Source organism: Thalassotalea coralli (assembly GCF_055786205.1).
In genome coordinates, this window is record NZ_JBVVBK010000002.1 from 462100 (window position 1) to 485280 (window position 23181).

The window sequence follows — 23181 nt, forward strand, 5'->3', positions numbered from 1 at the left end:
GTTAAAGTGTTGTAGACTCCTTGCGAACTTTTTAAAGGTATACAAATTACTTCAATACAAGGAATTTTCGATGGAAATGAAAAAAAGTATTGTAGCACTTTCAGTGCTATCAATTCTGACTGCCTGTGGAGGCGGTTCTTCATCTAATAATAACACACCGACGCCAACCCCAACGCCAACGCCAACTGCCGTTGAAACAGCTGTTTCAGGTAAAGCTGCAAATTTAGCAAACGCTAAACTTACAGCTTACAAATATGTTGATAATGCACCTGTAGCGCTTACAAGTGATGAAATCAAAGAAACTGATATCATGACTGATGCGGAAGGTAATTACAGCTTTACGGTAATAGACTTTGAAGGTCCGCTAAAAGTAGAGTTATCTGTTGGTGAAAGTACTACGTTATTATGTAGTTCAATTGCGAAATGTGGTGATGTTGATTTTGCATCCACAATTGATTTATCAACAAGTGAGCCAGATTTAACTTTTGCTTCTATCGTTAATATCCCAGCAATAAGCGATACTGCAGTAACTATCAATACCAGCACCTTGACTCATTTAGCTTCAAAACTTATTGAGAGCAAAATGATGACAAGTGATAGCGACAAAGCCACGATCATTCAAGAGCAATCATCAATTGTTGCCAATGCATTTAATATTAATGGCGTTTTAAGCGATCTTACACCTACTCCAGTGACACATAATGAAATGGTAGTAGCCGAAGATAATATCGTTGAACTTAAATACGGACTTATCGAAGCAGGTATTCACTCAGCGCTATTTAATTCGAATGCTTCAGCTATGTCTGCTTTATTTGGCCCTTCTGGTCAAGCAAACTCAGGTGATATTACCACGAAGTTATCTCAGGCTATCGATGATATAGTTGAACATGAAGGCAGCTTCATATTAGAACAAGACGACGATAGCGAATTCGAACTATCTTTGGTTGAAGTACTTTCAGGCGCTTCAGATTCCGCAAAGCATTCATCTGAATCAATTACTGCTGATACCGACCTTACGGGCACAGAATCAATTATCGAGTCGTTGAATCAACTCGAAACCAATTTAGAAAACCAATCAGTTTTTGAAATGGCAACAGCGAACGATGACGGCCGTAGCGGCTCTTCATCAACTATCATCACGGACGGTGATGCTGTAGCGAAAGCAAAATCAATGGTGCAGGACGTGCGTCTTTTTGCCAATCTTTTTGACCCAACGAAAGATCAAAATGTTGTCTCTCAAGGCGATGCTTACTTAGCGTTAGTAGATGACGCTGGTGCAATGGTTGAAGAAGAAGCGGCCAGCTTCTTATTGCTAGCGAATATCGCTGATGTGCTAGGTGAAATAGCATCTGGAATAGAAGAAGGCAATGGCTCTGTTAACGCAGCGGACTATATCGATGGCGCGACGGGTTCTATTGCATTTAACGAACAAACAGACAACGGCGGCATGAGCTTCGCCCTTTCAGTAATGAAAGGTCAAGAAACAGTCATGTTAAATGCTGACGCGGCTTTTACTGACGAAGGCATGAGCATTACCCTTTCCCTTAACGGTAAAATTGAGTCAGCCAATGCGATTCTTTCTCTAGCTGAAGGAAGCTACGCAAAAATTAATCTTGACCAAGCAACGTCTAGAGAAGCGCTAGACCAAGATATGGACTCACCTGATGTAGTTTCAGGCTCGCTAGATTTAACCGTATCACTTGCCCAAAAACAAACAGATTCAGTCACTAACCCTGTTACGTTTGAAGGCATGATAAAAACCGATTTAGCTGCTGTTGAAACCAATACATTAACCCCATATGAACGGTATTTACGTGGAGAAGATGGTCGAGTTGTAAGAGATGAATTCGGCAATTTTGTACTTAAAACTTACTATAAAAAAGGCAGAGGCTCTGACATTTTACCAGAAATGCTAACTCTTAGTGGCGCCATAGGCACTCATGAAGGCGATCTTGTCAAAGCAACACTCACTGTTGATATTCAAGATTTAGATAGCTATGAAGCGCCAGAATTTGAGTACATTGGTGCACCTTACGACAATATGATATCAGTATCAGTTTCAGACGACAAAAACACGGTTGAATGGACATTAAATGATGACCTTGATACTAACCCATATTATTCAGGCGGCCTCATCGAATTTGAGCCTGGCGTAAACGCGGGAGAGTGGAGCTTTACAGTAACATACGGACCTTACGGTGAAGAAGAATATCCAGACAAATACCAACGTAAAGTAATTCAAAACGGAGATTTAACAAATTACGCCTATACTATCGAAATAATCGGTTTTGCCATTTACGAACTAGTTACTGCGTTCGACTCTGATAATGACGGTATCGCAGATTATTACAGCCACAATTATTTCAGTGGAGTCCGTTTGGATGACTCAGGTAACCTAATAGACCATCAAGGAAACGTTGTTGAGCTTACAGAAGCTAATGCTAAAGCAACATATTATTATGACGATTTGGACACTTTGTTAGAAAGACATGCATTACAACCCGATAGCGTCACTAATGGTGCAGAGAACTTTGCTTATATGGCCAAGTACTTTATCGGTTCCCAAAGGTTCATGTTAGAAAATGGTGATTCAGTCCACTTTTATGCTGATGAAAATACCGATATACTTGAATCCATTGGTCAAGGGAATTCAGCAGTTCTTCATGGTAATTTTAGCGCTGATATATTTATGGAAGACGCCATTAAATTTGTCGCTAACGATACTGGTGATACGGTAACGAAAACAGTTGCGAATGATTTCGACATTGTATACACATATCAGTTTGTCGAACCTGGTGTTACCAATTTCTCGTATACATCAGAGGAATACCAAGACATGATCTCCACAACTGCAGAAGATGCCGGATTAGATTACGTTGAAGTGCTATATAAATACCGAGGTTTATCTGGAGCTATTGAATATAAAATTATTCCTAAAGACACCTCCTCGACACCAGATGGTATAGCGGATGAATTTTGGTTAAAATACGTCGACGGCGAATACTTTAACGAAGATGGTGTACTTGTAGATTGGGATGGCGATTTACTTAATGTTGATAAGGACGGCTTCGTTTATACAAAAGAACCAACCGTGGACGAATTAATTGAAAAATCTCTTTCCCTTGTACCTGTTTCACCTTATACAGATCACAATGCCGTTGATTACGTTAAGAGTGACATTTCGAGAGCAGTGCTTAATTATGACGTAACAAACGTTGGTACAATTGAAGTCGATTTTACTAAAGTAAATTTAGATGCAATTACTGCTGGTTCAACATCGTACTTTGATGCAATAAACACAATGCCTGAAGAGCTAGAGCTTTTAGAAAACGAAGACGTCTTTTTAGATGTTAACGCGGCACTATCGCTTGAAGTTGTTTTAGGTGAATATGAGATCAACTTAGCAATCTCAGGTAAACGCACAGGGTTTGAAGATGGTGAATTTGACTTAGACCTAAGTTATAGCCTGCCAGGTGAAACATCTCAACGCGCTTTAAGTGTGCATGCTAACACAAAAGAGGCTGATACGATTGTTGCTGAAAACGCTGAAAACGTAGTACTTCTTCTTACAGAGTTAGAAGATAACGCCGAAACTAATGTTATTGGTTTAATATACGTTGAAGGTGTTCAAGCGGCACAAGTAGAAGATAGAGACGGTATTATCACTATCGTGTATAGCGATGAGACTGTAGAATCTTTATAAGTTTTCAAGAGTAAACTCTTGAATTAAAGTACAAATGCCAGTCATATTTGACTGGCATTTTCTAAGGCAAAACATAAATAAAACCGACAAAGGAATGTTAATGAAAAGAGCAGTAGTCTTTCTTTCAACAATTCAATTATTAATATCACCTTCAGTATTAGCAAATTCAAGTAATACCAAGAATGACATCCAACCTAAGCAATCAAGCTCACTTAGTTTCTATGTAGACAGTCAGTCATGGAGTAATATTATCCCCGTCAAAGATTTAATCGAAGACGAATGGCGACACACACCAGAAAGCGATGCTAGCGAAGGCTTTACTCAAAACGAAATTGGTTTGCAATTAAGCTATAAAGGATTTTCATTAGATATCGCCCATCGATATGATTACTTTGTATTTTCAAACACAGATACTACAAAAGCGTTTTATTTGTTGCGCAATGATCTGGCGTTAAACACACAAAGCAATTATCAACTTGACCTTAATCTATTCCATCAACAAAGCGATGGCGTTAGGCTTGGCTACCAATTTAATATTGGTCGATTTGTGATTGAGCCTAAAATCGGCTATTGGTGGTTAGAAGCAACAAGAGAATCTAAATTAACAGGGGTTCTCGATAATAATGATTCAGACAATATTTCAGGGTTTGCTCAATTAGAAGAGTTTTACAGTGAAAGAAATTTTTTAAAACGAAAAAATTTCAATAACGACTGGAATACAGACGGTACAGGCATTACATTTGATTTAAACCTTAGCTGGCAAGTGAATGAGCAATTAAAGTTATCGGCAAAACTCAAAGATTTATTCTCAGAATTCACGCTTAACGGCTCTGGTTATAGCGAAGGTAAAGCTGACACAAATGGTAGATTTATTAATAGCGTTGGTGGCATTGACTACCTGCCAATTTATCGCGGTAAGGAAACAGAAAAAGACCACCAGTTCAAGTTACCAAAACAAATTACGCTACAAGCAACATTTGAGTATGACAATAGATTTTACTCAGTAAAAGCAAAGCGACAAGGGAACAACAACTTTTACTACCTCGGCTATGAAACGCCACTAAATAGTGGTCAATTCGGCGCATTTTTAGATGTGGAAAACCTAGCTCCAGAATTTTATTATTCACGAGATTGGTATTCGTTTTTTATTGGTATGGACAATATTCAAATTAGTGAGGCTCTTCAACTAACCTTAGGCCTAGAATTAAGCTACCAATTTTAACGTTCAGGCTACTAAATAGCCAAATTTAAGACACTTGTGCATAGCTCATGTGATTTTTCACGTGGAATTGTAAGTTTTTACAAGAAAGCTATTAAAACTTCCTTGAAATTGTTTTAAAGTTGGCTTTTTAACATTGAAGTTTAAAGGCTGTATTTTGTCTAATCGCGTTGAACCAGAAATTCCAGATATCAAAATTGACGATGACCTCGTTAAACAAGGTCGCTCTCATTCGACAAATAAGCCGAAGAAATCTACTACGTCTAGCGCCAACGTAGAACAATCACCCGCGACAAAAGCAAAAACCTCTGGTGCGGTTATCTTTTTTACTTTTACTATATACCTTGCGTTAGCTGGCGCCGCCTACTTCTTTTACCAACAAACACTGTTACTTCAGCAGTCAATTGCTGATTCCGAACAACGAATCCAGCAACTGGAAGATCAACTTTCTGCTACTGGCGAAGAAATGGGTGAATCTACCGTAGCACTTAAAGCTAAATTACAGGCTATAACAGAGAAAACTGAAAAGCTTTGGAGCGAAATGGACAAGCTATGGGCATCAGCTTGGCGAAGAAACCAAACGGAAATTAAAGAATTACGCAGTGGCAGTAAAAAACTACAAACGTCTATCACGAATTCATCCAATAGCATTTCAACTTTAAGTGCTTCGGTAAAAGAAATTAATGAAAAGCAAACAGCTGCAGAATTTAATGTTGAAGCTTTAACTGATCAATTAAAAGTAGCTAATAACTTAAAAAGTCAAATCAACGAGCTAAAGACAAACCTTTCAACATTAGATTCAAAATCAAAAGATAGAGACGATCAACAACTCGCCGTTGCCACAAGTGTAAACTCTTTAGATATGCAAATTAAGCTATTAATTGAGCGTATAGAGGCAATAGAAAATAGAAATAAAGCAGCAACAGTAGCTACACCTAGTACACAAGCACAGCAGCCTGCTGCACAATAGTCGTAAAAAGCTATAAGCTTAAAAAAATAGCGCTTTATTAAGCGCTATTTTTATTTGTTCATTCTGTTAAAATTAAATTTACCGCCTTACTTAAATTCAAAATAACAACTCTATTTAACTAAATAGATTGAAATGCTTATAAAAAGCGCTTAGTTTTATTAGTAACTGTTTAAGAACAAGGATTAGACCAAAATGACATTGGTTAGGTTGATATACTGCAGTCACGCTACTTCAGGTTTAACTCAGCAAGATTTAGATAGCATTCTTATAACAGCGAGAACAAATAACGATAGTAATGGTATCAGCGGTGTCCTGTATTACGATAATAGTTACTTTTTACAGTATCTAGAAGGCGCCAAAGAACAGGTAGAACAAACCTTAAATAGAATTAAAAGCGATTCTCGACACAAAGACGTTACCGTGTTGAATTTTGAACCTATCCCCTCAAAAGAGTTTAAACATTGGTCAATGGGCTATTTACCTTCCACAGGCGTTAACACTGCAATTTACTTACAGCTTTTAAACCAAACACAATTTGATCCATTCAAACTATCCCCGAAAACCTCCGTTTCTTTGATCAAAGAGTTTAAACAATATTTAATTTAATTGACGCAGTTCGAGGCACAGTCATACAAAGACAATTGTTGGACAAGCGACAAAAAAAGGGCGCAACAGCTAATGTAAAACGCCCGATTTTCGCTTTAACTGACTTTAAACGATGAAATAGAGCCATCTAACGTAATCGATAGGCGCTGAAGTTCTTGCATTCCTTCAGTTTGCTGTTCAGCAACAATAGAAGCACGTTCAGCTAAATCATGGATACTACTAATATTTCTATTCAGTTCACTAGCAACCGCTGTTTGCTGAGAGGTGGCAACGGCAATATGAGCGTTCATATCTTTAATTTGGTTCACCGCTGCTTGTGTACTTTGTAAAGACGCTAACAAAGTTTCGCTTTCGGCTGAACGCTGTTGAGCAGTTTTATAGCCTTTTATCATAGAGTCTTCAGCTTGAGCTGCTTCTTGCTGCAGCTTTTCAATGATCTCTTGGATATCGCCGGTCGACTCTTGAGTTTTACTTGCTAACGTTCTTACTTCATCAGCTACAACCGCAAACCCTCGCCCCTGCTCTCCGGCTCTTGCAGCTTCAATAGCAGCATTTAGTGCAAGTAAGTTAGTTTGCTCAGCAATCCCCTTAATTACATCCAACACCCCACCAATATTGTCTGACTGATGTCTCAACTCTTGTACTTGCTTAGACGTTAATTCCATTTCTTTTGCTAATTCGTTTATGCCAGCAACAGTTGTACGAACAAGTTTTTCACCTTCGTTGGTTTTACTGCTAGCTTCATCTGCCATATCACTAGCACTGTTTGCATTTACCGAAATCTCTTGAACGGTTGCCGCCATTTCGTCTACCGCAGTTGCGACTAAATCAACTTCCTGTTTTTGCTGATCTGCACCTAAGCTGTTTTCTTTAGAGGTCTTTCCCACTTCTGCTGCAATGGATGATGTTTGTTTTGAAATATCGCTACTATGTTTAATGAGCGACTGTATTCTCTCCACAAAGGTATTAAACGCTGACGATACTCGTGCCGTTTCATCTTGTGACTTCACGACAATACGTTGGGTGAGATCGCCATCGCCTTCCGAAATATTTTCAAGCGCTTCAGCCACATCGACTAGTGGTCTGCTTACACGTTTCGCAATAATCATAGTAATGGTCACAACAAGTAAAATAATGGTAATTGCAGCAGTAAAGGTAGTAAGTTTTGCTTGATTTACCGGCTCAGTCACTACTGTTTTTGGCACCATAAAGCCTATATTCCATAGCCCGTCCATCGTTTTATTTTCTATTCCTTGAATTTTTACCAGGTAAGTTTCTCCTTGCCACTCAACTTCATGTACTTTGTCTGAACGATTTACCACAGCTTGCTCTAAAGCTGTAAAACCAGATGAATCAGGCTCACTTTCATCTAAGTTTTTCAAAAAATCCTCTCGCTTGCCGTCAACACGTGTACCATCAAACTTAGGCGGGTTGATATAAGGAAATAAAACGATTCGACCTGTATTAGTCGTTAGAAACGCAGCACCTTCACCATCTAATTTAAGTGAATCAATCGTATTCATGATTTCTTTGTTATCTAAATCCACTCCTGAGGTCGACACAAGCTGATTGTTTTCATCAAAAACAGGAAGGTAAATGACACTCACTAATTTATTTGAGCGTTGATCAATAGAAGGGTCTGCAAACTGAGCACGTTTAATGTTGCGCTTAGAAATAAAAAGAGGATGAGTAATGATGTTATATTTAGCGCCGTTATATATGCCACCGCCATCAATATAGTGCCCTGAATCAATATCGGCCGCGAAAAAAGCATCTATTGAGGGATATCGATTCGCAACTCTTTTAAATTCTTCTATTACCGCTTTTTGCTCAGGTTTTTCGAAAGTTACTTCACTGCGTTGCGAATGATTAATAAGCAGTTCTTTAACGTCTTTGCGCTCAAAAAACATTTCGCCTATGCGAGCTTGCTGCGCTAAAAATGACGAAACGTCTAAGGCACTGCTAGTGACTAGTTGATCAATTTTGTTGACCGACTTCTGGTATTCAATCTGACTAATATGATTAATAATGACAAAAGAACACACCGCAAGAAGCAAGCTTATCGAACCTGCAACGAAAAAAGTGATCTTTTGTGAAATGGTATTAAATTTTGCCATAAACGCGCCTATTATCTACTACAACGCGTTTATGTTAACAAACAGAGAAGCTAAATTATTGATAGCTTTGTAACCCTTTTGTTTCAATAGAAAAATCAGTATTTATCAAAAAACTCCGATAGTGCTTTAAATATAAAACATAAACGGCTCTAACCTATCTGTTTTTATTAGAAAAGCACTTTTCTTTAATTTCAAAGAAGTTTCCATAAGCAAAGTGTTTAGTAGTTTCTTCTTTTTTACGCTCAGGATTGTCAGATGTAGGCTGCCATTGCCAATTTTTAATTGAAACTAATGCTCTTTTCTCGAATTCTTTTACTGCGTAGCTCTTAATTAACCTAATATCTTCTGCTTTGCCTTCAGAATTAATTGTAAACCCAATCACGACACAGCCAGAAATTTCAATACCTAACAAAGATTTTGGTCGCCTTGGAACATCCAACTTGGTCTCTTTCCATAGTTTTTCACTCGTATAATAAGAGTCACTGAAAGGTATTTTACTTGTTTCTGCGTTAATGTTGAAACAAGAAGATAAAACGAATATGAATAAAAGCGTACGTTTCATTTCAATACCTAATTAAAAACTGGAAATTCAACAACAATGTCTTCATATACTTGATAATTTTCTACTCTCAATCGTTTTAGCAGACTTCGATGCGTAGGTAATACAGGCGCACCAACCTCAAGTAACAATGCAACATAGCTTACTGAACTTGGCTTGTCCCACAGGCGCTCTAACGCGTAGGTTAAAGGGTCTTTTCTATCACCTTTAGTAGTTATAGAAACCTCATTATCTATTAGAAATTTTATTAGCTCAGTATTGGCGTAGTATTGAAGGTTTAGACTGATAGCATTTCTTCCCTCATCGTCTACATAGTGAAGATCTACATCATATTGACTTAATAGCTTCATTAACTCTACATCGCCTCGTGCAGCTACAATCAACGCAGCATTATTAGGTAATGAAGCACCTTTATCTAGCAAACTAACAACAAGATTTTGTGAACCTCCGTAAGCCAATAGCTTTAGCAAGGCGTAGTTTAAATCTTCTTTCTGTTGAAATGGCTCATGATTACCGTCTGTAGCCGAAGAAACACTTTCCCAATCTTGACTCAAAATCATTTCGTTCAAATCTAACAACGGTGCAGCTAGATCAAACGCAGTTTGGAAGTCTTCATTTATAGTAGCTTCATCACTGCTCAAGTTAAAGTCTGAATGGATTAACTCTTTGTTAACACTCTTGAAGATTTTTTTATATTCTTGTGCACTTTCTAGTGAACCATCATCCTTTTTTCCATTTTGTTTTCCAATTAGAGCAGACTTATTTTCACACAAAGAAATATTTGATTTAAGTTCCTCTATTTGTCGTTCTAAAGGCTCAACAAGCTCGTTATATTTTGAAATCATTGCTTTTTCGTTAGCTGTCAATAACTCATCACTTGAGTCTATAACCAGTTGTTTTAATAACTCTTTGTTTAGCCATTGCTCAAGTTTTTTGTAAGTCATAGGGCTAACCTGTTCAAATCCGGACGAGAGCAATTGATTAACAATACTTGTAGCAGCCTTCAACTCTTTGTTGGTGCTTGGTATTCTCAAAAAATTAAACGGATTTTGTGCAGACACATCCACTGGTACGCCTACAGATAACCAGTAATCAAATGATGAATAATTAAAGCTTTCAATAGCCTGTAGTGCTAACGTGTAAGAAACTCCTTCTGGAATTGTCCAAGACTTGCTAATGTCTACTTGATTAGACTGAAAAAAATAGGCTATAACATCTTGGGAAACACCTAACTTTGTCATTCGTTCAAAGTCATAAAGTTCAGCTGTCACCCCCGACATGACCAATTTTTCAGCACTATCTACTGAAAGCTTACTGTTGTATTTCAATATCGCTGTTAAAATTGAGTTACCGTATACAAATTGATCCGGTGAAATTGCACCACTCGCTAAAAGATCTTGAAGTTCTGTGTAATTCTTGGTAACAATTGCTGCAAGTGCAAGCTTTCTTAAATCGTGAGGCATTTCTTTGTTACTTATGGCTTCTCTCATTGCAAGGAGCTCTTCGGTTGAAACCTTAAGTTTTCCAGCAAGGAAATCTTGACCAAGCCTATCTAATAAATCGGCTTCTTGACTGGTATAAGCGTCATCTGTCTCGACTAAGGTTGAATAACTGGAGCCTAAATATCTTGTTAATTTAGCTGAACTATTCATTGGCAAATCAAGATAAGAATGAAACGAATTAGTTTTGTCCCGTTTTAATTTAGCCAATGCTTTTAATCTAGATTTATCTTCAATCAAATCAAAACAAATATTGTCAGACTCGTTAATTTGATTTTGAGAGTCGCTGGCCAGGGTTGATGTTTGTCCAGATAAATCGCCAGTCGAACTATGGGATGAATCAGAACTCTTTGTCGAATGATCTGTTGCAAGCCAAAAAAAACCAACAACTAACATTCCAGTAAACAGAAGAATGGAAATTAATTTTCTTATCATAACACTACTCATTGATTGTAAAAGCAGGCCTCTGAATTTAAACGACTATTTATTAGAACTGCTTATCCTTATCTTTGCTATATTTGAAAACACTCTTTATCGCGTGATTTCTTCATGTTTTTGCAAATTGAATTTACAGACTCACCTATGCCTGCTGCCAAAAAAATAAAACAAAGTGCTTTTATCTTTGGTTTTTTTTGTTTACTACAATAACGTTCACCTGCTTGACCAGTTATAGCCCCACCAAAATAACTAGCCACACGAATACAAATCTCATTATCTGCTTTACTTGTTGCAAGACATGCAGCCATCACTTCTTCTTTTGATTTTTCTTGTCCATCATCAACATATACACCGCTTTCGAATCTATATTCTCCGGGCCCATATTGAAGATAACTATCCCTGTAATCAGGTCCTCTTTCCTCATCAAGGTTCCAGTCTGTAATTTCACAAAAATATTCAGATGCGTAAGGAACTCCATTTTCACTATATACAACGCTTTTACATGTATAAATAGGATACTTAGCGTAAGTATGGTTCGTAAATAAAGCTAGAAACATAACCGATATCAAAAATATTGCTTTTTTCATTTCAAATCCAATTAACATTATTTCCATTAAATAACCAACGTCGAACAAAACAAATAAACTACTTTTTAACGTCGGTGTGCGTTTAATAAGAACTTAATCAACTGCCTTTAAGCGCCTATTTTTTCGATACAAGCGAGGAAAATAAATATTGAGAAATATTTGAGATTAATTCCATTTAACAATACTCAACTCCCTGTATAAGCAAAGTAAAGATAGGACAAAAAAAACAAATTACAAACTAATTTATAACAAATTATACAAATATTTTACAAAAATCATTATAAACTACTAAAACTAATAGAAAAGTTTAGCCTTTGACCATGATTAATTGTGTCTAGATAACTTTTACTAACATGGGATACGTAAACATTTTTCAAAGGTTTTTAGTAATAAAAACAGTAGGAGAATTACCGAAACAAGATGAAATTTCGATAGTAGTTTAGATTAACACACTATCTATAGCGCTCTAAACTTAGCCTACAGCACTATAGATATTCAAAAATGTGAGTTACTTTATTTTTCTTAAACTTTGATTAAGCCTATCTAAACCCGCAGCTAAATCTTCAATTAAGTCGTCAGGGTCTTCTAATCCTATGTGCACTCGAATAAGCGGAAACTCGTGGTTCCACTCTGTCGCGGTGCGCAATCGACCTACATTAGTGTTACCCAAGATTAAACTTTCAAACCCGCCCCAGGAATAACCCATTTTAAAATGGTGCATACCATCTAAAAGTGCATTAACTGATGCTTGATCTCCGCGATTTAAAACAAAGGAAAACAAGCCGTTTGAGCCAGTAAAGTCTCGCTCAAAGAATTCATGCCCCGGACATGAAGAAAATGCAGGATGCAAAATGGTGTCAACTTCTTCGCGTTCACTCAACCAGTTAGCTACTTTTAACGCGTTCTCTTGATGTTGTTTAAGTCTAACACCTAACGTTCTAATACCACGCATCGCTAAATACAAATCATCTGGCGAGGTGCACTGCCCCATCAAGTAACTGTTTTCACGCAGATCAGGCCAATACTTTTCGTTGGCAACAGCAGTTCCCAACATAACATCTGAATGACCAACAATATATTTAGTTGCTGCCTGAATAGAAATGTCGACACCGTGTTTAAACGGGTCAAAATTAACACCCGCGCCCCAGGTATTATCTAGCATGACAATACAGTCGTGTTTGTGTGCCACTTCTGCAATACCAGGTACATCTTGAACTTCCATGGTGATTGAGCCTGGAGATTCTAAAAATACCACTTTCGTATTAGGTTTAATTAGTGCTTCAATGCCTTTACCGATTAGTGGGTCGTAATAAGTCGTTTCAACCCCTATACGAGCAAGTACTTTGTCGCAGTAATCACGTGTAGGTTCGTAAGCAGTGTCCACCATTAAAATATGATCACCAGTTTTAACAAAGGCTAAAATGGCGTTGGTTATTGCTGCTGTACCTGATGGATATAGTGCACAGCCAGCGCCACCTTCCAGTTCTGTCATGGCGTCTTGAAAAGCAAATGAAGTCGACGTGCCGCGACGCCCATAGAACAACACTTGATTACCGCGATTAGCAGTAGCATGTTTCATTTGTTTTGTTGATTCAAATACGACTGTTGAAGCACGCTCTACCGGAGGATTTACAACACCACGTGTCCATTTTGATGCTCTGCCAGCATTTACAATTTTGGTATCTTTTTTCATTCTAATCCTGAAGTTAACTTTTCATTTAGCATTCTAGCCATCTAAACGTATTTATAAACGCAATTGTCTTCAAAGGCACGTAGTTTTTACAACTATTTTAGAATCAGACCTTTCGAATCGCTATAAGGTAACAAAGCTAGTGATATCGATAACAGACTGGTTACATTGTTTTGGTTACAGTTAACCTCAGTTTAACAAGGTAAAGGAAGTAGACACCATGAAAATAATTTTATCCGGTTTAGTTATGACAGCATTATTAGCAGTGAATTTTTCAGCTAACAGCGCACAAACATGTCGTTGGGTGCAAGGCAAAGGTCGCGTATGTACCCCCGTAGTAAAAAAGAAAGTAGTTGTTGTTAATCCTGGTCATCATCATCACAATCCTTGGCATAGTTTTGCGGCAGTTGTTGGTACAGCAATTGTTATCGATAAAGTCACAGGTGAACCAACAGTGGAAGGCAAAGACTCTATTTTAGTAGAAACTAAGCTTATTGAAGCGGGCAAAGTCGATGTCATAGAAAAAGACGGCAAAGTTATCTTTATCCGTGGTATCGGCTAAAAATTCAATTTTAAACAGAGCCTAAAATTCCAATTTAGTTAAAATGAGTGTCCCGGAAACAAAAAAGACCCGAGCAAGCTCGGGTCTTTTTTGTGTTATACGCTCGGTTTTTCTAAGATTTCGCCTGAAGGGATGAAAGTCGAAACTGATGTTGGTTAACAATCTCGCCTTTCACGTCTTTTAACCCTATCGCAATCAAGGGATCTGAAAGTGTCCAATCTATTTCAATAAAGCCATAATTCACTTCATTTGTAAAAGCGCCTAGCCTATGCTTGTTCGGGCTAACATCTTTCCACTTTTCACTTAAACCAGAGCTGGTGACTTCCCATAAGCCATAATGGTTAGTGTTGTTCTTGCTATTTACGTAAGACACTTCTCCCCAATGGGTGTCACCGCTGATAAAAATAACACCCGAAACTTTATGCTCTTCAATAAATGATAATAATCGCTTTCTGTCTTCAGGAAAATTAGCCCAAGATTCCCAACCCGTGAATTCAGGAAGCAGTTGCAAGCTTGAACCTATCACTTTAATTTTGGCCGGCTTTAACAATTCTTTTTCTAACCATTGCCACTGCTCTTCGCCAAGCATTGACGCACCTTTAGTGGGTGAAACCTTATAAGGTCCCATGTTATTGGGGACACGATCTGTTACGTAACTCATTTTCGACACACTGTGAATTTTGTCTCTATTCCAACGTAAATCAGGCAATATAACCTGCACCTTTTTATCGTCACTTCCATACATATAGCTAGTGTAAATCCCATCGCGAGTATATCGAGGTGACGATTTAGGCTCTTGCCAGAAATCTAGCATAATCTGCCGTGATGCTTCTTTTTCTGGGTATTCTTTTCCCGCATCATTTTCGCCATAATCGTGATCATCCCATATTGCAATAAGTTCAGAAGTGGCTTTAAGCTTTTTAAAACCTGGGTGATTACCAAGAACTTGGTATTTATCAGCCAAGGTTTGCATGTTTTCTGTATCCCCGTATATGTTATCCCCTAGAAAAACAAATACGTCGGGGTTGTCTTTAACAATGGCATCAAAAATTGGCATAGCTTTATATTGTTTGGCACAAGAGCCAAAGTAAATTTTATCTACAGCAGCTGATTTAAAAGAGATGCTAAGCCCAACACATAAACACGAAATAATGAAAACTGAGGTGATAATTTTATTCATTTGATAATTCCTGTAATGGGCTTGGCTGCTTTTAAATTAAATTCATCTGGATCTTCGCCAAGCAGTTTCAATGCCGTCGCACTTATTTGCTTTTGATAAAGCTCGCTATCGGTTTTAGCAACGCCTAACGATTTAATATCAGGGCCAATTGCAGCCATCCAAATATGCTCTGAGCCTTCTACTCCTCGCGGAAATTCTGTTAAGAGGCTCTTCATATAGGTGTTAACCGCTGCAGATGATGCATGATGACGCCAGTCTTTCAGGTGACTACCTCTGCCATGATCGGTAATAATGAGCAGGTTAGTATTGTCTTTATAGCCTTCTGTACTTTGTACCCATTGCCATAACTGGGCAATAAAGCCATCAGTTCTATGTGCCGCATTTAAATATTGATGATGATCGCCTTGATGGGCAAAATCATCGGTTTCGCCGTAAGAGATGCTGATCACTCTAGGTTTATTTGTTTTTAGATAGTCCATAGCAAAACGATGAGTAAAACTATCTAATCTAACATTGTGCCAAGGGCTTGGGATTTCTTGTTGCAAGGTGTTGAGTAAGTTAACTTGTTCGCTATGGTAATTGAGGTTAGCAGCCGAAAACCCAGCGTTTACATATAAACCGCTGCGCTCGGTATTTAAAATATAAGGAAAGACATCCCAGCTACCAAAAGCGGCGACATTTTTATACCCTTTGTCTTTGCTTAACCACTCTAAAAAACTAATTTCAGGGTTTAGTACTTTTTTATTTGAGTTTAAATTATTGTTAACAACACCTGTAAAAATCTCGCTGTAGCCCGGATAGGAAAAATACCATTGGTTGGCAACTGACATATTCGATCCTTGGGTTCGATCGCCTATCAATACGCCGTTTTTAGCAATGGTTTGCCACATGAATGGCATTAATAACTGTTTTGCTGTATTCGGATTTGAAGCTTTCAAACGTTCAATTAAGTCATTGCTGTGTTTAGTTATCTCAACATTTTCAATGAGGTCTTGCTGCTTACCGTTAAAAACCTCTTGCCAGCGCAGGCCGTCTATAGTGACAAAGATTAAATTTCGTTGTGTTGCTTCACAGGTTATTGCAAAGCTGATGAGTAAAATGGTTATTAGTGCTTTCATTCAATAAATAACGGCGGCAGATGATTCAATCCGCCGCCGCCCTTCTCTTTAATTAGAAGTTAACGCTAACGGTTAACGTTGTCGTTCTAGGTGCACCAATAAAGAAGCTGGTGCCATTACCTGTGCCTGTCGCAAGGTAATCTTCGTCAAATAGATTATTAACAACAAGTGCAATATCTAACGAATTATTGCTACCTATTGGATAGGTGTAGCCAAGGTTAACATCTGTTACTAGGTAATCGTCAGCTTCGCCGCGCTCACCTGTGTACTTTGTTGATGCACCAAAACGCATGTCGCCATCGTAATAGTTAGCAGAAAGCACCCACATATCATCAACTGAATCGATAACTTTCTGACCTTTTTCAAACCCAGGTGCGTCACCTAAGTATTCTGAATCATTGCTGGTAAATGATGCATAAACAGACCAATTGTCATTCACCTTGTAATTAGCACTTAATTCAATACCTTCTGATTCGATACCGCCAACGTTAATGTAGCTACCGTTTGTACCAATACCATAATCGATACCATCCGTGTCACTGCCAGGTGCGATAAACGAAATACGATTATCGAATTCAATCATATATAAGGTTGCAGTAAGGTTTAAGTCGTTACCAAAGTAACGAATACCAAAATCAATGTTTTCAGCAGTTTCTGGCTCAATTTCTGTCAATGTAGAAGAATCACGCTCAAGAACACCGTCTTTAATTGCGGCAAAGTTTTCACTATAACCAGCAAACACTTCAACGGTTTCCGTCATTTGATATAAACCACCAGCGCTAAACAACACATCAGAGTCACTGTTAACATCAGCGTCTTTACTGCGGTCAAAGTGAGATGTTTTCTCGATATCAACTAGGAATTGTTGAACCCCTAAGTTAAGGGTAAATACGTCTAGAGAAATGGTGTCTTGTAAGTACCACTTTAACGTATCTTGATCGAAGGTATTCTTATATTGCACCCAGTAAGGCGTTTTATCAAAGTGATGATAAACGCGCGCGTCAATCACTTTGTGCCAGTCACGGTGTTCATTACGCTCAGACGTTTCATACCAAATACCTGCAAGCAAGTCGTGATTACCAAACGTTGTTTGCGCTTTTGCCGTAAATCCTAGACGCTCTTTCGCATAGTGAGTATGACGATAAGACATTACAGGAATTGCATCGCGCGGGTAACATGCTGGGTGTAAACCTGGGCCTGAGTTCCACGGCCAAGTATAATTGGCTTCACAACCTTCTGCTGGTGTTAATGGGTTGCCATCTTGGTCTGTAAAACCATATGAAAGTGAAGGTGTAAACGTACCACCTTGCGCCGTTGGGTTACCATCTTTATCTAAACCTACCGCGATATATGGAGGGATCCAATCGCCGCGACCTTTGTTTTTGTGATAATAAGGAGTAACTTCAAACGATGTGACATCGGAAGCATCATAAGCAACACGTAAATATGCCAAGGTATTTTCACGAAGCGTTGACCAACCTTCTGCAAACATTTGATCAAAATGAGGAATACCTGTCCAATTCCAGGTTAACTGATCCCAATCAGGAGTTGCATTAAACTCGTCGATACTGACACTGTTATAGTTATCTTCCGCTACATCATCATAAGAAAGACGGCCAGTATAAGTAAAAGCACCTTGTGTTGAGACAAATTTAAATTCAGCATGCTGTTTATTCATGCCACCATTAGAACCTTCACCCGACCAACGGCTGTTAGAAGTATCTGAATAGCTAATGTAAGCATAAGTATTCGCTAAGATTTCACCCATTTCATAACGCGCGAAATAACGCTGAGCGTCGTGAGAGCCTGTGGTGTAAGCGATAGTAACACTTTCTTCTTGTTCAGGATCTTTACTAATGAAGTTAAAGGTGCCGCCTAATGCATCTAAAGACGCAGAAGAAATATCTGACGTTCCTTGCGCTACTTCAACCGTTAACAGGTTTTCAGTTTCTAGGTAACGGTTAGCCTTGGCACCGCCACCATAGTTTGAGCCACCGTTTGGCAAACCATCAACTGTCATACCTAATTGCTGCTGGTTACCATCAATTGCAAAGCCGCGCATAGTAATTGATGTTGACCAATCGTCACCACCGAATGCATCACCTTCGTTAATGCTAATGCCAGGTAAATTATCGATAACTGATAGTACGCTAGAGATAGGCGCTTGTTGTTCGATCATTGTTGTATCTACAGTACTGTTTGCGTAAGACAATTTCTTTGCAACGACGGATACTTCTTCAATTTTTCTATCTGACTCTGGTGCTTCATCAGCCCATGCTGCGCCAGCAAGCGTGCTTGAAACCGCTAATGCGACCAATGACATTTTACGTGTTATTAATGACATAAATTACTCACCTAGTGTTTTATTTTGGTTATAAGTTGAAAACGGTGAGCAGAATAAAAGGTAATTGTTACAGTTATTTTATTTTTTATTGAACGTTCAATTAATAAAAATTTAACTTGTTTTCCAAAAGTGCACCACTAACATATACACGTGTAAAATATGTTGCTCTAATTAAACGAATAATTGTGACGGGATTGCTACATTTTTCTCGTTGTAATCAAAAGTTAATTTTTAATATTAGTTTTGCGCAGCTTAAGCGCTTTTTATTGTGTAGTGAGTATTAAAGAATGCCTAAAGTAGGAATGGAAAAAATAAGAAAACAACAACTTATTCAAGCAACCCTCTCCTCTATTGAAGAAAACGGATTACATGGCACAACAATTCAAACCATTAGCAAGTTGGCAGGCGTTTCAACCGGCATAATCAGCCATTACTTTGGCGGAAAAGGTGGCTTGCTAAAGGGGGCAACTATCTATTTATTAGAGCAGTTACGAGTAGACTACCTTGCTCAATTTAATAACAATTCGCCGACAGGGCGTGAAAGGTTAACTTATATCATTAACGCCAACTTTAGTACCGCTCAACGCTCCAATAAAGCGGCGATTGCATGGCTAAGTTTTTGGGTGCAATCAATGCACGTAGAAGAATTAAAACAGTTACAACAAGTTAATAACGCACGACTTGCCAGTAATTTACGCTTTGCCTTCAAGCAAATTGTGCCTCAAGATCAAGTAAAACACTGCGCCAATATTTTAGCCGCACAAATAGATGGACAATGGCTACGTTGTGCTCTTTCTCAGCAAAATGAAGCGCAATTTACCCAAGCCGCTCAATACTGCCATCAAGTTGCTGAACAATTACTTTTAGCTCACTCAAACTGATGAAATTTAATAGTGTCATCAAATTGAAATACTTGCCTATTAAGGTGCTTTGACAAAAATCACACTGTCAGGTTCTCCTTTGCAAGTCACCATTGGCTTTGGCCTGTGCCTAATTTTGTCAATTGGCATTTGGCTAAACGTTAAATTTAATAATCAGCATTTTTCTGGTGACACACCAAGCTCATCTACTGCCCTATTTGCTATTCTATTTACCTCTGGTTTAGATAGTGGTTTTATCCTGTTACCTTTGCTCGAGTTTGAACAATATCAAGCCGATATTGCCACTTATGGCTTTACCAACCCTCTGGCTATAGAGCTTGGTTTTTGGGGCTTTACCGCTTGGGCGATGTACTATGTTTCCGCACTTTATTTTTTAACGTTAGAGCCAAAATATCGGTGGTTTGAAAAGCCCATAATAAAATGGGTGAACGGCATTATTGTGCTAACGACCTGTGCATTTACGCTATCACTGTTTCTACAATTGTTGCCCAGCTATTTACCGGCAACATCTTCGACAACACTTTCATCAACGATAACCTTTGTTCTTTTGGCTTGTTTGATTATTTTCGCACTTAAAGTGAGTGAGTCGGTTCGTTTAATGACAAGGCTTAGTCAACTTAGCATGGTAGCGTTTTTTGGCTTAGCAGCTTATTTATTATCTATGGTGGATTTCACAGCAAATGAACTTACGAAAAATCTATTGTTAGCTTCAGATTATCTAAACCACCTACCGAAATTTGTACTCCCTTTTAATGACTATCATGAGTTTTATTTAGCATGGTGGCTGACCTGGTCAATTATGCTAGGTCAATTTGTTGCACGTTTTGTAAAGCAATTAACGCCATTGAAACTGCTTGGGATAATGACAATAGTGCCAATGCTCCCTTGTTTAATTTGGTTCTCAATACTCTATGGTGTTCACATTAAGGCGTTGTTGTTAACCGATGAAATTAAACTAGCTTTTCTAGTTCTTGGTGTCGCATTTGTTGTTAATTCTTTAGATTTTATGGTGGCGCAATACAGTGCAACGTTTAAATTAGATAAGAACAACTTAGGTCAATCACGCTTTATCACTGTAAACACCCTACTCTTATTATTGCTGACATGGTTATTCCAACATCAACTTTTGCTAGTGCAATATACCGCGATACTGGTCATAGCATTAATTTGTTACATTACTCTAAAAACAGGCGCACAGGAATTAAAACAGCGTCATTTGCTGATCGGTAATTTGGTCAAAGCTGGTACCAACAAAAGGTAAAATAGCGTCTGCAACTGACTTTAGCTGTCTATCGATATAAAGTTGATAATCAAGGGGGGCGTTTTGATAACCAATCGCTTGAGGACCTGCGGTCGTTAACACATACTCTATCCAGCCGCGATTTTGAAACTTTAAACGTTTACCATTAGCTTGGTTTTGTTCGTCAGCTAAGCGCGCGGCTTTTATATGTGGTGGTACATTTTTAACGTAATGTTCAAGCTTGCGGCGAATACGCTTTCGGTAAATAAGCTGACCATCCATATCACCACTTCGAGTGCGTTCCACCGTTTCAAGCACAAAATCTTCCACGGGTTCATTATTAAATACTCGGCGATACAATTCTTGTTGAAAGCCTTTGGCAAGTTCGGTCCAGTCGGTTCTTACGGTCTCAAGGCCTTTAAACACTATTTTTTCCTGATCACCTGAGACCACTAAACCCGCGTATCGCTTTTTTGTGCCAACATCTAAGCCACGTATCGTAGGCATAAAAAACTGACTAAAGTGCGTTTCAAATTCCATTTCTAAGGCGCTTTCAATGTTAAAGCGCTCTAACAAATTATTTCGCCAACTGTTATTAATAAAATCCGCTAACTCATTACCTATTTCTCTACACCTATTTGGCGTATGCTTTTCTCCGTTAGCCTCTTCACCTAAATGCACGAAAATAGAATCGGTATCACCGTATATAACTTGCCAGCCTTTATCTTCTATCCACTGTTTGGTGGTTTTTAGCAGCTCATGACCACGTTTAGTAATCGAACCTGATAAACGTGGATCAAAGAATCGGCAACCCGTTGAGCCTAACACTCCATAAAATGAGTTCATAATGATTTTAATGGCTTGAGATAACGCAGCATTTTTTTCTTTTTTAGCAACGTCACGTTCTTGCCACAAATCTTGAATAATATCGGGTAAAAAGTTGTCACTTCGTGAGAAATATGCGCCGTCAAAGCCTTCAATAGACTGTTCAGGGTTTTCGAGTCCTTTCACCATACCCATAGGATCAATATTAAACGTGCGGATAATACTGGGATACAGACTCTTAAAATCAAGTACTAACACATTCTTATATAACCCAGGGATAGAGTCCATGACATAGCCACCAGGCGATACCAGCCCTTTCATGCCATCACCCAGGTTTGGCGCAACAAAGCCACCACGATGTAATTTAGGTAAATATAGGTTAGTAAATGCCGCTACTGAGCCACCTATTCTATCTAAGGAAAGGCCTGTTAGCTGCGCTCTTAACATAGCAAAAGACAGTAGTTGTGCTTTTTCAAAAATCAAACTCACTAAGCGGCAATCTTGTAAGTTGTATTCAGCTAACGCTAATTTGTCATGATGAAAGTTATCTATAATTTCTTGCAAGCGATTATCGACATCTTCGACTTTTTTACTCATGCCGAGTAATTCATTTGAAACGTTTTCTAAAGAGAAGCTGGCAAAGTTGTAAGTCGCTGTTTTAAGGACATCAATGCCATCTAATACCACTCTACCGGGAATATCGATAAATCGTTGTTCACTACTAGCATTTTTACGCCAGCGAGGGATGCTGTTCTGGCGTCCTAATGTGAATGGAATATTATATAGATCACAGCGTTTCTGTAATAAGTTCAAATCAAACTGAACAACATTCCAGCCAATAATAATGTCTGGATCATAAGCGGTTAACCATTCGAGAAAATCCACTAATAAGTGGCGTTCGTTTTCACACCAAACAAGCTTATTGCTTACCTTTTCTACGTCATCGCTAGATAGCTTTTTAGAGGAAGAAACGGGTGCATCCCCCACCATAAAAACACGCTCAAAATCGTCGCCTTCTTTAGCTAAATTTTGAAGACCTATAGAATACAACTCTCCTTTGGGAGAACATTCAATGTCTAGTGACACGGTTGAAAGCTCTACTTCTGTTAGCAAATGATGATCTGTGATCGCTTTTGATTTAGCGACTTTAACAAAGTCAGAATGTGTGGCGTCTTTAATGGCAAATCGACCGCTAGCTGTGATGAAGCGCTCCATTAAATAACGGTCATCCGGCCTGATATCGTCTTCATAGAGCGTAATTTTATGCTCTTTTAAGCATTCTCGTGCCTGATAAAAGTCACGCAGCTGATCAAAATAAATAGCAGTAACCTGTTGGTGCTTAAAAGTAGTCAAAGGCAAGTTTGCAAATTTTGCAACAGCAATGTTTTCGCCTGCTAAAAATGACAAAGCTCTATCTTTATCTGCTTGTAAGACAAAGAATAAGGCTTGCTGATTGTCAATAATAAGCTTTTTTGCATCCGAAGTTGTCTTAACCCATAGCACCACTTGAATACCTTGTTTGGTATCAAATGCTTGGCGAGTTAGCACAAAGCCATCGATATATTCTTCAGATGTAGGTAAAGTATTTGTCACCTGAGGTTCTCAAACCCGTGTTAAAGCTGTTAATATATACAGCATTGTAA

16 protein-coding genes are annotated in these 23181 nt (G+C 38.4%); 7 read left to right on the forward strand and 9 right to left on the reverse strand.

Annotation, left to right across the window (positions count from 1 at the left end):
- Positions 1–70: 70 nt before the first annotated feature.
- The 4 genes from ACOB80_RS07450 to ACOB80_RS07465 all read left to right on the forward strand — a co-directional run bounded on the left by ACOB80_RS07450 (position 71) and on the right by ACOB80_RS07465 (position 6498).
- On the forward strand, positions 71–3703 hold the full coding sequence (locus tag ACOB80_RS07450; RefSeq protein ID WP_473165179.1) for a hypothetical protein: 3633 nt from the start codon (positions 71–73) through the stop codon (positions 3701–3703).
- A gap of 100 nt (positions 3704–3803) precedes the next feature.
- Positions 3804–4925, forward strand: a complete 1122-nt coding sequence (locus ACOB80_RS07455; protein WP_473165180.1) for a hypothetical protein — start codon at positions 3804–3806, stop codon at positions 4923–4925.
- A 154-nt stretch (positions 4926–5079) separates the two neighbouring features.
- On the forward strand, positions 5080–5892 hold the full coding sequence (locus tag ACOB80_RS07460) for a hypothetical protein (RefSeq protein WP_473165181.1): 813 nt from the start codon (positions 5080–5082) through the stop codon (positions 5890–5892).
- Between the two features lie 192 nt (positions 5893–6084).
- Complete coding sequence (locus ACOB80_RS07465; RefSeq protein WP_473165182.1) at positions 6085–6498, forward strand: BLUF domain-containing protein; 414 nt, start codon at positions 6085–6087, stop codon at positions 6496–6498.
- Between the two features lie 95 nt (positions 6499–6593).
- Here ACOB80_RS07465 and ACOB80_RS07470 read toward each other — a convergent pair whose 3' ends face one another.
- From ACOB80_RS07470 to ACOB80_RS07490, 5 genes are all read right to left on the reverse strand, one after another.
- The gene (locus tag ACOB80_RS07470; RefSeq protein WP_473165183.1) at positions 6594–8615 is read right to left on the reverse strand and encodes a methyl-accepting chemotaxis protein; all 2022 of its coding nucleotides are present in this window, start codon (positions 8613–8615) and stop codon (positions 6594–6596) included.
- Between the two features lie 154 nt (positions 8616–8769).
- The gene (locus ACOB80_RS07475) at positions 8770–9177 is read right to left on the reverse strand and encodes an energy transducer TonB (protein WP_473165184.1); all 408 of its coding nucleotides are present in this window, start codon (positions 9175–9177) and stop codon (positions 8770–8772) included.
- An 8-nt stretch (positions 9178–9185) separates the two neighbouring features.
- The gene (locus ACOB80_RS07480; RefSeq protein ID WP_473165185.1) at positions 9186–11108 is read right to left on the reverse strand and encodes an ankyrin repeat domain-containing protein; all 1923 of its coding nucleotides are present in this window, start codon (positions 11106–11108) and stop codon (positions 9186–9188) included.
- Positions 11109–11185: 77 nt separating this feature from the next.
- Complete coding sequence (locus tag ACOB80_RS07485; RefSeq protein ID WP_473165186.1) at positions 11186–11725, reverse strand: hypothetical protein; 540 nt, start codon at positions 11723–11725, stop codon at positions 11186–11188.
- Between the two features lie 481 nt (positions 11726–12206).
- Complete coding sequence (locus ACOB80_RS07490) at positions 12207–13391, reverse strand: cystathionine beta-lyase (protein ID WP_473165187.1); 1185 nt, start codon at positions 13389–13391, stop codon at positions 12207–12209.
- A 217-nt stretch (positions 13392–13608) separates the two neighbouring features.
- On the opposite strand from ACOB80_RS07490, the gene ACOB80_RS07495 reads away from it, so the two are divergent.
- Positions 13609–13950, forward strand: coding sequence for a hypothetical protein (locus ACOB80_RS07495; RefSeq protein ID WP_473165188.1), 342 nt, complete (start codon positions 13609–13611; stop codon positions 13948–13950).
- 112 nt (positions 13951–14062) lie between these two features.
- Here ACOB80_RS07495 and ACOB80_RS07500 read toward each other — a convergent pair whose 3' ends face one another.
- The 3 genes from ACOB80_RS07500 to ACOB80_RS07510 are packed head-to-tail and all read right to left on the reverse strand — an operon-like array spanning position 14063 to position 18592.
- Positions 14063–15130 carry an alkaline phosphatase D family protein gene (locus ACOB80_RS07500; protein WP_473165189.1) on the reverse strand — a complete coding sequence of 356 codons (1068 nt, stop codon included), beginning with the start codon at positions 15128–15130 and terminating at the stop codon, positions 14063–14065.
- A complete protein-coding gene (locus ACOB80_RS07505) occupies positions 15127–16248 on the reverse strand; it encodes an alkaline phosphatase family protein (protein WP_473165190.1) in 1122 nt (373 codons plus the stop codon). Before ACOB80_RS07505 ends, ACOB80_RS07500 begins: the two co-directional genes overlap by 4 nt.
- Before the next feature lie 52 nt (positions 16249–16300).
- Positions 16301–18592 carry a TonB-dependent receptor domain-containing protein gene (locus ACOB80_RS07510; protein WP_473165191.1) on the reverse strand — a complete coding sequence of 764 codons (2292 nt, stop codon included), beginning with the start codon at positions 18590–18592 and terminating at the stop codon, positions 16301–16303.
- 287 nt (positions 18593–18879) lie between these two features.
- On the opposite strand from ACOB80_RS07510, the gene betI reads away from it, so the two are divergent.
- The gene (gene betI, locus ACOB80_RS07515) at positions 18880–19473 is read left to right on the forward strand and encodes a transcriptional regulator BetI (RefSeq protein WP_473165192.1); all 594 of its coding nucleotides are present in this window, start codon (positions 18880–18882) and stop codon (positions 19471–19473) included.
- Positions 19474–19522: 49 nt separating this feature from the next.
- Positions 19523–20734, forward strand: coding sequence for a BCCT family transporter (locus ACOB80_RS07520; protein ID WP_473165193.1), 1212 nt, complete (start codon positions 19523–19525; stop codon positions 20732–20734).
- Here the strand turns inward: ACOB80_RS07520 and ACOB80_RS07525 are convergent.
- Positions 20675–23131, reverse strand: a complete 2457-nt coding sequence (locus tag ACOB80_RS07525) for a DNA polymerase II (RefSeq protein ID WP_473165194.1) — start codon at positions 23129–23131, stop codon at positions 20675–20677. The two genes, ACOB80_RS07520 and ACOB80_RS07525, sit on opposite strands and share 60 nt — an antisense overlap.
- Positions 23132–23181 lie beyond the last annotated feature (50 nt).